Annotated in this window: 10 protein-coding genes and 1 rRNA gene; 8 read left to right on the forward strand and 3 right to left on the reverse strand. The window is 66.1% G+C overall.

The annotated features are described in order from the left end of the window. Positions 1–567 precede the first annotated feature (567 nt). The 4 genes from O9Y01_RS05585 (at position 568) to O9Y01_RS05600 (ending at position 2716) form a co-directional block, all read left to right on the forward strand. Positions 568–759: a hypothetical protein gene (locus O9Y01_RS05585; protein WP_269630501.1), complete on the forward strand. Its 192-nt coding sequence runs from the start codon at positions 568–570 to the stop codon at positions 757–759. 48 nt (positions 760–807) lie between these two features. Next, positions 808–1065 carry a hypothetical protein gene (locus tag O9Y01_RS05590; protein ID WP_269630502.1) on the forward strand — a complete coding sequence of 86 codons (258 nt, stop codon included), beginning with the start codon at positions 808–810 and terminating at the stop codon, positions 1063–1065. A 201-nt stretch (positions 1066–1266) separates the two neighbouring features. Beyond that, on the forward strand, positions 1267–2022 hold the full coding sequence (locus tag O9Y01_RS05595; protein WP_269630503.1) for an HDOD domain-containing protein: 756 nt from the start codon (positions 1267–1269) through the stop codon (positions 2020–2022). A 76-nt stretch (positions 2023–2098) separates the two neighbouring features. Then, positions 2099–2716, forward strand: coding sequence for a methyltransferase domain-containing protein (locus O9Y01_RS05600; protein ID WP_269630504.1), 618 nt, complete (start codon positions 2099–2101; stop codon positions 2714–2716). Positions 2717–2743: 27 nt separating this feature from the next. Here O9Y01_RS05600 and O9Y01_RS05605 read toward each other — a convergent pair whose 3' ends face one another. Further along, positions 2744–3226, reverse strand: coding sequence for an Lrp/AsnC family transcriptional regulator (locus O9Y01_RS05605; RefSeq protein ID WP_269630505.1), 483 nt, complete (start codon positions 3224–3226; stop codon positions 2744–2746). A gap of 122 nt (positions 3227–3348) precedes the next feature. On the opposite strand from O9Y01_RS05605, the gene hppD reads away from it, so the two are divergent. Beyond that, positions 3349–4473: a 4-hydroxyphenylpyruvate dioxygenase gene (gene hppD / locus O9Y01_RS05610; protein ID WP_269630506.1), complete on the forward strand. Its 1125-nt coding sequence runs from the start codon at positions 3349–3351 to the stop codon at positions 4471–4473. Between the two features lie 116 nt (positions 4474–4589). Here the strand turns inward: hppD and O9Y01_RS05615 are convergent, their stop codons facing one another. Then, complete coding sequence (locus tag O9Y01_RS05615) at positions 4590–5495, reverse strand: esterase/lipase family protein (RefSeq protein ID WP_269630507.1); 906 nt, start codon at positions 5493–5495, stop codon at positions 4590–4592. Positions 5496–5605: 110 nt separating this feature from the next. On the opposite strand from O9Y01_RS05615, the gene O9Y01_RS05620 reads away from it, so the two are divergent. Genes O9Y01_RS05620 through O9Y01_RS05630 form a run of 3 tightly spaced genes read left to right on the forward strand, consistent with a single transcriptional unit; the run spans position 5606 to position 9099 of the window. Further along, positions 5606–6325 carry an FFLEELY motif protein gene (locus O9Y01_RS05620; RefSeq protein ID WP_269630508.1) on the forward strand — a complete coding sequence of 240 codons (720 nt, stop codon included), beginning with the start codon at positions 5606–5608 and terminating at the stop codon, positions 6323–6325. Positions 6326–6384: 59 nt separating this feature from the next. Next, positions 6385–8106 carry a long-chain-fatty-acid--CoA ligase gene (locus tag O9Y01_RS05625; RefSeq protein WP_269630509.1) on the forward strand — a complete coding sequence of 574 codons (1722 nt, stop codon included), beginning with the start codon at positions 6385–6387 and terminating at the stop codon, positions 8104–8106. A 42-nt stretch (positions 8107–8148) separates the two neighbouring features. Further along, positions 8149–9099, forward strand: coding sequence for an MBL fold metallo-hydrolase (locus tag O9Y01_RS05630; protein WP_269630510.1), 951 nt, complete (start codon positions 8149–8151; stop codon positions 9097–9099). 105 nt (positions 9100–9204) lie between these two features. Here O9Y01_RS05630 and rrf read toward each other — a convergent pair. Continuing rightward, positions 9205–9317, reverse strand: a 5S ribosomal RNA gene (rrf, locus tag O9Y01_RS05635). Between the last annotated feature and the right edge of the window lie 246 nt (positions 9318–9563).

Consider the following 9563-nt stretch of genomic DNA (forward strand, 5'->3'; position numbering starts at 1 on the left):
CAAGGCCCATGCCCAGGCGCTTCCCGCGCCTGGCGCGCTCATCGCACGCGCCGCGCGAGCTTCGCACGGCGCTCGGGATTGCTTTGCATCAGAGATAAAAAGCGCTTGCGCAAGATAATCAATCGTTTATCATTTGCGCAAGTCGCGGACGGGTTCACCGCGATGAGTTCCTCACCACCGCGCGTCACCCCGCCCCTGCAGTGCCAGGATGACGCCGCCTCGGTGAGCACCAGCAACCTCACCTGACCCTGGTCATCAGGGCCATGCCAGCCACGCGTCACCGCCGAACCCGGGCCGACGCCGGCTTGCTCAAGGCCCCCGGGCGCACCCTGCGCCCCGATGTGCCAGCGCCTGCCTGTGCCCTGCGGCCGGCCGCCCTGCGCGTGGCTTCGAACCACCGCCTGCGCAAGCGTCCCTGCCGCCATGCCCTGACTTGAGACCGGTCCCGTGCCGGGCCAGCCTGCGGGTGGATCCGTCCACCGGCCTGGCGCCGCCTGTGCATCGTCCGATCAACCCTTCATTGCCTGCGCCTGCCCGACGAACCCGGGAGGCGCCAAGGAGAGCGACATGTCCCAGTTCACCGCCCCTCGCCCGCAGCTGACGCTGCAGGGCCGAAAACCGCGCAATCCCTTGGTGGCGCCGGCCCTGCTACGGCAGGCCGGCCGCCACCAGGCCCAACGCGCCGCCGAACGCCAGCGAGCCAAGCAAGACCTGGCCCTGGAAATCCGCCGCCTGCGCCCAGACGAGCGCAGTCCGTGAATCGCAAGCCTCGCCGCCTGCCGGCGCGAGGCCCGAGGGAGCACCATCATGCAAAAGATCATCAAGACGACGCGCTTCGGCATCGTCAGTACCAGCAGCGACTTCCTGGCAGCCCTGTCCCTGCGCCTGGTGTGCTGGCTCAGCGCCCCGCCAGCACCCAGCAGCCGTGTTGAGACGGCCGAGCAAGGCACGGAAGAAGCCGCCACCGAGGCCCTGCCGCGCCGCCGTGCCGGGGACCCCATCGGCAGCGTCCGCTTCGACGGCGAACGCCTCGGCGGCTGGCCGGGCGAAGGGAGGATCCGATGAGACGATTTTTCCTCACTTTGCTGCTGGCCGTCGGGAGCCTGGCGCTCAAGTTGGGCACGGCATTGCCGATACTCGACAAAAGCGCCTACGCTATGGCCTGCGATGAGCACCCCGTCCCCCCAGCCGTTCACTCCACTGAGCAAGCCCTTCCTGGACTTGAATCGCTGGACTGCGTTTTTCCGGGAGGCGGAGATCCCTGTCTTGGCATCGACAGCCGAACAGCTCGAGCTCTGGCGTGCTAACGAGGACGCCGTCGATGCCAACAGCATCGGCGAGGGCCTGGCCACCGACCCGCTGATGACGCTCAAGGTGCTGCGCTTCGCCTCGGCCCATCGGTCCAGCCGTCTGCTGGCCGATGCCGAGACGGTGACCGCAGCGCTGGTGCTGATGGGCATCACGCCCTTCTTCAAGTACTTCGGCCCCCAGCCCACTGTCGAGGACCGCCTCGCCCACCTGCCCGTGGCCTATGGCGGCCTGATGCGGGTGATGCGCCGCGCCGACCGCGCGGCGCGCTTTGCCCTGGGCTTCGCCGCCCACCGGCTGGATCCAGACGCCGCCATCATCCACAGCGCAGCCCTGCTGCACGACTTCGCAGAGATGCTGCTGTGGTGCCACGCCCCGGACCTCGCCCAGAAGGTTCAGTGGCGCCTGGCCTCGCAGCCCGGCACACGCAGCGTGACCGCGCAGAAGGAAGTGCTCAACATCGAGTTGGGGGACCTGGAGCAGAGCCTCATGCGGGCCTGGCGCCTGCCCGAGCTGCTGACCCACTGCACCGACGACAAGCGCGGGCATGATCCGCAGGTCCAGTGCGTGCGCCTCGCCGTGCGCCTGGCCCGACACACCGCGGACAGCTGGGAGAACCCCGCCGTCCCCGATGACCTCCGCGACATCGGCGAGCTGCTCACGCTGGGCCCGACGCACACGCTCAAGCTGCTGCACGAGCTGGACGTCCGCTGACGCCGTCGGCGGGGGTGGGCCTCGGCGCGTCAAGGCGCCCTCGCCCGCCACCATCGCCCAGCCTATGATGCGGGCCATGGCCGGCCCTACCCAAGACTTCTGGCAGCAACGCTTCGAACAAGGGCAGACGCCCTGGGATCGCGGCGCACCTCACCCCCAGCTGCAGGCCTGGCTCGATGCCGGTGTGCTGCGCCCAGGCCAGCGCGTGCTGGTGCCGGGCTGTGGCAATGGGCACGAGCTGCAGTCACTGGCCCGGCACGGGCTGATCGCCCGAGGCCTCGACTACGCTCCAGCGGCCGTCGCTCGCGCCCGCCAGGGCCTGCTGGAAGCCGGCCTGAGCGCCGATGTCGAGGAGGCCGATGTGCTGCAATGGCAGCCGCCGGAGGAAGCACGCCCCGGGGTGGTCTACGAGCAGACCTGCCTGTGTGCCCTGCATCCCGACCATTGGCAGGTCTATGCGGCCCAACTGGCTCGCTGGCTGCCGCCCGGTGGCCTGCTGCTGGCCCTGTTCATGCAGGCCCGGCGTGAATCCGCTGCGCAAGGCCTGGTCGAAGGCCCGCCTTATCACTGCGACATCAACGCCATGCGCGCCCTGTTTCCCGCCACGCTGTGGGAATGGCCGGCGCCACCCTATGCCGCCATCGCGCATGCGCAGGGCTGGCAGGAGCTGGCCCTCGCACTGCGCCGCCGCTGAGGCCCTCGGGCGAGGGCCCGGCCGTGCTCACAGCGGCAGGGCCGTCGTGTTCTTGAGCCGGTCCAGCACAAAGCTGGTCTTGCAGTCCTGCACGCTGGGATGCTTGAGCAGCGTCTCGGTGATGAAGCGCGAGTAGTGCGCCATGTCTTCCACCAGCACACGCAGCAGGTAGTCCATGTCACCCGTCAGCGCCGAGCATTCGACGACTTCCGGCCACGTCTGCACCGCGGCGCGGAAGAGGTCCATCGGGTTGCGCTTGTGCGATTCGGTGTGTTTTTCGAGCCGCACGTTGATGTAGGCCGTGAGCCCCAGGCCGACGGCTTCCGGATTCACCAGGGCCACATAGGCCGAGATGACGCCGATCTCCTCCAGCCGGCGGACCCGCCTCAGCACGGCCGAAGCCGAGAGGTTGACCTGTGACGCCAGGGCATCGTAGGTGACGCGGCCATCGACCTGCAGCGCCCTCAAAATGCGCCGGTCGATGGCGTCGAGCTGACTTTCCTTGTCCATATCAAGATTCTTGCAGCTTTCCTGCACACCCCTTTGGTGACGTCCACAAGATCGCATGAATCCTGCGGCCCCATCCTCGTACAGTTTTGCGCTATCGCAAAACTTTCCGCCTGGAGACGTGTATGGCCTTTACTCCCTGGGACAACCCCATGGGCACCGACGGTTTCGAGTTCATTGAATTCGCCGCCCCCGATCCCGCCGCCCTGGGCAAGCTTTTCGAGACCATGGGCTTCAAGGCCGTGGCCAAGCACCGCCAGAAGAACGTCACCCTGTACCGCCAGGGCGGCGTGAACTTCATCATCAATGCCGAGACGGACGCCTTTGCCCAGCGCTTTGCCCGCCTGCACGGCCCGTCGATCTGCGCCATTGCCTTCCGCGTCAAGGATGCCGCCTTCGCCTACCAGCGCGCGCTGGAGCTGGGAGCATGGGGCTTTGACAACAAGACCGGCCCGATGGAGCTCAACATTCCGGCCATCAAGGGCATCGGCGACTCGCTGATCTATCTGGTCGACCGTTGGCAGGGCAAGGATGGCGCCCAGCCCGGCGCCATCGGCAACATCAGCATCTATGACGTGGACTTCGTGCCGCTGCTGGACGCCGCCGGCAAGCCCGTGGATTCCAATCCGGAAGGCCATGGCCTCACCTACATCGACCACCTGACGCACAACGTCTTCCGTGGCCGCATGAAGGAATGGGCGGACTTCTACGAGCGGCTGTTCAACTTCCGCGAGGTCCGCTACTTCGACATCGAGGGCAAGCTGACCGGCCTGAAGTCCAAGGCCATGACCAGCCCTTGCGGCAAGATCCGCATCCCCATCAACGAAAGCAGCGACGACAAGAGCCAGATCGCCGAGTACCTGGACCTCTACCACGGCGAGGGCATCCAGCACGTGGCCCTGGGCACCAACCAGATCTACAAGTCGGTCGAGGGCATGAAGTCCACGGGTGTCGAGTTCCAGGACACCATCGAGACCTACTACGACCTGGTCGACAAGCGCCTGCCCGCCCATGGCGAGAACATGGACGAGCTCAAGCGCCTGCGCATCCTGATCGACGGCGCCACCCACCAGGGCGCACCCAACGAGTTGCTGCTGCAGATCTTCACCAAGGAAGTGATTGGCCCGATCTTCTTCGAGATCATCCAGCGCAAGGGCAACGAGGGCTTCGGCGAGGGCAACTTCCAGGCCCTGTTCGAGAGCATCGAACTCGACCAGATCCGCCGCGGCGTGCTGAAGGCCGAGGCCTGATCGAGCACAGGCCTGCGCCGGGGTCTAGGGAGGCCTCGGCGCAGACCGCTCCGATGTTCGCGTTGAAAGACAAGGCCCGGCAGCGCCCGGGCCTTGTCATTGCTGGAGGCGGCGCGTCAGTCCGCCCGCAGGCGCTGCAGCACCAGCGCCATCACTGACGGCTCGAACGCCAGCTGGAGATGCCCGCTTGCCGGCACCACCAGCGTCTGAGCCTCGGGCAGCAAGGCCAGCACCGAAGGGCAGACCACCTGGTCGCAGCAGCTGTAGACGCAGGTGAAGCGCCGCCACCAGTCGGCGGATTCACTCTCTGCCAGGGCCTGGAGCCAGGGCGAGCGGGCCCTCATCTGTCGCGCATTGGGCGCGCCGGACAGCTGGGCCATCAGCGTGCCGGCGTGCGGGGTGCCCAGCGTGATCACGTGGTGCAGGCGCCCGGGTGCCGCCTTCATCGCCCGCCGCCAGGCGCGCAGGGCCAGTCCGCCCATGCTGTGGGCCACCACGAGAGGCGGCAGGCCGGTGGCCTGCTCCAGGCGCCGGATGGCGGCCTCGATCTGCTCGGCATAGGCATCGATGCTGGCAAAGGGCGGATCGAGGCTCAGGGAGACATGCGGGATGCCCTGCACGTCCAGCTGCCTCGCCCAGTGCTGCCACAGGCCCCGGTTGCAGCGGAAGCCATGCAGCAGCAGCACGCCGCGGCGGCCCCGATGGCCAGCGTCGCATCGATCGGGATGGCGCCATTCGCCAAAAGGCTGATGCCAAGAAAAGACCTTCTCGTAAGCCCACCACTCCAGCCCCGCGGCGCGCAGGCACTGGGCCACCGTGGGCCGAGGCTGGCCCTCCGGCCGTGGCAGGCGCCTCAGCAGCAGGAAGACGGGCAGCACCAGCAGCGTCCAGCCGAACAGGCCCGTCCAGGTCATCAGCACGGCGCCCGGCAGGCCCCAGTGCAGCCCACCCCAGGCGCCCAGCAACAGGCCCAGCAGCAGCCGCAGCGCCAGCACCAGCTGTTGTTGTCTCGCATTGCTCATCGTCAAGCGGCCCTTCCTGTGCGTCATTCGAGTCTTCGCTCCAGCGAAGCGGCGCCAGTGTAGGCGGACAATCCTGCCCTGGCACGGACCCAACCCAGCAGGCATCGCCCTTGGAAACGCGCATCCTTCAGCACTTGCAGATGGTCGAGCTGGAACGCCAGCGCCGGCTGGCCGATCCCGCATTGAACGCCTGCGTCCAGGCACTCAAGCAGTTCCAGCAGCAGCGCTTCGCACGCACCTATGCGGATCTGCTCGCTTCACCACGCTATGCCGCGGCGGCGCGCTTCTTCCTCGAGGAACTGTATGGGCCCGGCGACTTCTCCAGCCGCGATGCCCAGTTCGCACGTGTCGTGCCCGCGCTGGTCCGACTCTTCCCTGAGCAAGTGGTGCAGACGGTGTCGCACCTGGCCGAGCTGCATGCCCTGTCCGAGCGGCTGGATGGCGAGATGGCGCGCGAGCTGATCGGGACGCCGGTGACGGCGCTGCGCTATGTGCAGGCCTGGCAGGAGGTCGGGCAGCCCGCTCGCCGCCAGGAGCAGATCGAGCTCACGCTCGCTGTGGGCGTCTCGCTGGACCAGCTCACCCGCAAGCCCCTGCTGCGCCAGGCCTTGCGCATGATGCGCGGGCCAGCAGCGGCCGCAGGGCTGGCCGAGCTGCAGCATTTCCTGGAGCAAGGCTTCGACACCTTCAAGGCGATGCGCGGCGCGGAGGACTTCCTGGGCACCGTGCGCCAGCGCGAGCAGGCGCTGGCATCGGCCCTGTTTGACGCGCCTGTCCCGCCCGGGACGGACTGTCTCCCAAGCGACGGAAGGCTAGGGCAACTCCCGTAGGCGCTGGGCGAAGTGCCACTCACCATGCGTCGAAGCCCAAGCAAGGAGAGTCGTCCGCCATGAGTGCCGTGCTCGAGTCCCCCGGCAAACTGCCGACATCCAGGGACAAGCCCTGGTTGAAGTCCTATCCCCGCGAAGTGCCTGCCGAGGTCGCGGTGGACACCTACGGCTCTCTCGTCGAGCTGCTGGAGGAAGCCTTCAGGACCTATGCAGACCGCGACGCCGCCGTGTGCATGGATCAGCGGCTGAGCTACCGGCAGCTTGACGAGATGTCTCGTGCGCTGGCCAGCTATCTGCAGGGCCTGGGCCTGCCCAAGGGCGCCCGCGTGGCCATCATGATGCCCAACGTGCTGCAGTACATGGTGGCCATTGCCGGCATCCTGCGGGCCGGCTGCATCGTGGTGAACGTCAACCCACTGTACACGCCACGCGAACTGGCGCACCAGCTCAAGGACAGCGGCGCCGAAGCCATCATCGTGCTGGAGAACTTCGCTGCCACGCTGGAGGAAGTCATCAACGACTCACCGGTGCGGCATGTGGTGCTCGCCTCACTGGGCGACCTGCTTGGCTGGTGGCGAGGCCCCGTGGTGAACTTCGCGGTCCGGCATCTGAAGAAGATGGTGAAGGAGTTCCGGCTGCCGCTGGGCGAAGGCCGCTCCGTGCTTCGATTCAACGCGGCCATCGCCCGCGGCCGGAGCCGGACATTGCAGCCAGTGAGCCTGACGGGCGACGACGTGGCCTTTCTCCAGTACACCGGCGGCACCACGGGCGTGTCCAAGGGGGCCACGCTCCAGCATCGCCAGGTGCTGGCCAACATCCTGCAAAGCGAAGCGTGGTTTCAGCCCATGCTGCAACGTGTCGCGGGCAAGCAGCTGACCGTGGTCTGCGCATTGCCGCTGTATCACATATTCGCCCTGACGGCCTGCTACATGCTGGGAGCAAGACAGGGGATGCTGAACTTGCTGATCACCAATCCGCGGGACATCCCCGGCTTCATCCGCACGCTGCAGCAGTACCGGGTGCATATGTTCCCCGCCGTCAATACGCTGTTCAACGCGCTGGCCAATGAACCGGCCTTCGCGCGCCTGGACTTCTCAGAGCTGGTGATCTCCAACGGCGGCGGCATGGCCGTCCAGCAGGCGACGGCGGAGAAATGGTTGCGCATCACCGGCTGCCCGGTGGTCGAGGGCTATGGTCTCTCCGAGACCTCTCCCGTCGCTACCGTGAACCGCCTGGATGTGCGCGAGTTCACCGGCGCCATCGGGCTGCCCATTCCGAACACGGAGATTGCCATCCGAGACGACGAAGGGCGCGACCTGCCGCTGGGAGAGCGGGGCGAGATCTGCATCCGCGGCCCGCAGGTGATGGTCGGCTACTGGAACCGGCCGGACGAAACGGCCCAGGTCTTCTGGCCTGATGGCTTCTTCAAGAGCGGCGACATTGGCGTCATGGACGAGCAAGGCTTCGTGCGTATCGTCGACCGCAAGAAGGACATGATCCTGGTCTCGGGGTTCAACGTCTATCCGACAGAGATCGAGCAGGTGGTCAGTCTGCATCCGGGCGTCTTGGAATGTGCGGCGGTGGGCGTGCCCGATGCCAAGTCCGGCGAGGCCGTGAAACTCTTCGTGGTGAAGCGCGACCCGGCCCTGGCCGAAGAAGACCTGACGCAGTACTGCCACGCCCAGATGACCGCCTACAAGCGCCCCAAGTACATCGAATTCAGGGATGAACTGCCCAAGAGCAATGTCGGCAAGATCCTCAGGCGCGAACTGCGCAGCTGAGCGCACACGGGACTGCCTTGCACTTGCGCGGGGCGTGCGGGCATGAAGCTGCCTGCCTCTATCGATTTTGTCGAGCGCGGCTGGCTTTCCGCCAACATGGTGCTGCTGGGCGGCGATCTGCGCGGCCCGCTGGTGGTGGACACCGGCTATGTCACCCATGCACCGCAAACCCTGGCCCTGGTGGCGCAGCATCTGGCCCGGGAGGGTCATGAAGCGCCGCGTGCCGTGCTGAATACGCATCTGCACTCCGACCACTGCGGCGGCAATGGCGCCTTGCAGGCCCGCCATGGCAGCCCGGTCTGGATGCCTCCGGGCGAGTTTGAGGCCGCCAAAGCCTGGGATGAGTCGAGGCTGAGCTTCGATGACACGGGCCAACGGTGCGCGCGCTTTGTGCCGCACAAGCAGCTGTTGCCGGGCCAGCAGATCGAGCATGGCCCCTGCCGCTGGGACGTCCATGCCGCACCCGGCCACGACCCGGCCTCCGTCATCCTCTTCGAACCGAGGCAGGGCATCCTCATATCCGCCGATGCACTGTGGGAGAAGGGCTTTGGCATCGTCTTCCCCGAACTGGCACCTGGGTCGGCATTGGGAGCGGCTTTCACGGAGGTCGAGCAGACCCTGGACCTCATCCAGGCGCTGCAGCCGGCCCTGGTCCTGCCAGGCCATGGGGCCCAGTTCACTGAGACGCGCACCGCGCTCATGGAAGCGCGCAGCCGCCTCGCCTACTTCCGCTCGGACCCGATACGCCATGCCCTGCATGCCGCCAAGGCGCTGGTGATGTACCACCTGCTCGAATGGCGGGAGCGGTCCTGGGAGGCCTTGGGGACCTGGCTTGAAACCACGCCAGTGCAGCAGAGGCTGCGGGCACTGGCCGGGGCGTCCAACGAGTCAATGGACGCGCAGGCTTGGGCAAGAGGCCTGGTGGAGAGTTTGTGCAAGTCGGGGCAACTGCAGGCGGATGCACAGACGGTGCGTCTGAAGCAGCAAACCTGAAATTGGCGGCAACAGCGACCAGTTCATCGCCATCACTTGCGAAAATCCTCGCCCCAAAAGCAAAACCCCCGATCCTTTGGGGACCGGGGGTTTGGCGGGATATTAGCCTGACGATGACCTACTTTCACACGGGAATCCGCACTATCATCGGCGCTGACTCGTTTCACTGTCCTGTTCGGGATGGGAAGGAGTGGGACCAAGTCGCTATGGTCATCAGGCTTAAACTTTGTGGCTTGCTGCTGCTGTGAGCAACAAACCCAATTTGTAGAGTTGCAGTGCTGCTTGTTGAAGCAGTCTCTGCGTGAATCAGCGATTGTATTTGATTGCGTCTTCAGACTTCTGAAGAACGACGTCACTTGAATACCGTCCACTTTGACTGTGAAGTCAAAGTTATAGGGTCAAGCCTCACGAGCAATTAGTACTGGTTAGCTTAATGCATTACTGCACTTCCACACCCAGCCTAT

This window comes from Pelomonas sp. BJYL3 (assembly GCF_027257975.1).
Classification (GTDB): domain Bacteria; phylum Pseudomonadota; class Gammaproteobacteria; order Burkholderiales; family Burkholderiaceae_C; genus Roseateles_B; species Roseateles_B flavus.

What these genes read in the sequence shown, in the direction of transcription:
- O9Y01_RS05625 (WP_269630509.1), top strand. Translation starts at nt 6,385, where the DNA reads ATGAGTGCCGTGCTCGAGTCCCCCGGCAAACTGCCGACATCCAGGGAC.
- O9Y01_RS05585 (WP_269630501.1), top strand. Translation starts at nt 568, where the DNA reads ATGTCCCAGTTCACCGCCCCTCGCCCGCAGCTGACGCTGCAGGGCCGA.
- O9Y01_RS05600 (WP_269630504.1), top strand. Translation starts at nt 2,099, where the DNA reads ATGGCCGGCCCTACCCAAGACTTCTGGCAGCAACGCTTCGAACAAGGG.
- O9Y01_RS05605 (WP_269630505.1), bottom strand. Translation starts at nt 3,226, where the DNA reads ATGGACAAGGAAAGTCAGCTCGACGCCATCGACCGGCGCATTTTGAGG.
- hppD (WP_269630506.1), top strand. Translation starts at nt 3,349, where the DNA reads ATGGCCTTTACTCCCTGGGACAACCCCATGGGCACCGACGGTTTCGAG.
- O9Y01_RS05615 (WP_269630507.1), bottom strand. Translation starts at nt 5,495, where the DNA reads ATGAGCAATGCGAGACAACAACAGCTGGTGCTGGCGCTGCGGCTGCTG.
- O9Y01_RS05590 (WP_269630502.1), top strand. Translation starts at nt 808, where the DNA reads ATGCAAAAGATCATCAAGACGACGCGCTTCGGCATCGTCAGTACCAGC.
- O9Y01_RS05630 (WP_269630510.1), top strand. Translation starts at nt 8,149, where the DNA reads ATGAAGCTGCCTGCCTCTATCGATTTTGTCGAGCGCGGCTGGCTTTCC.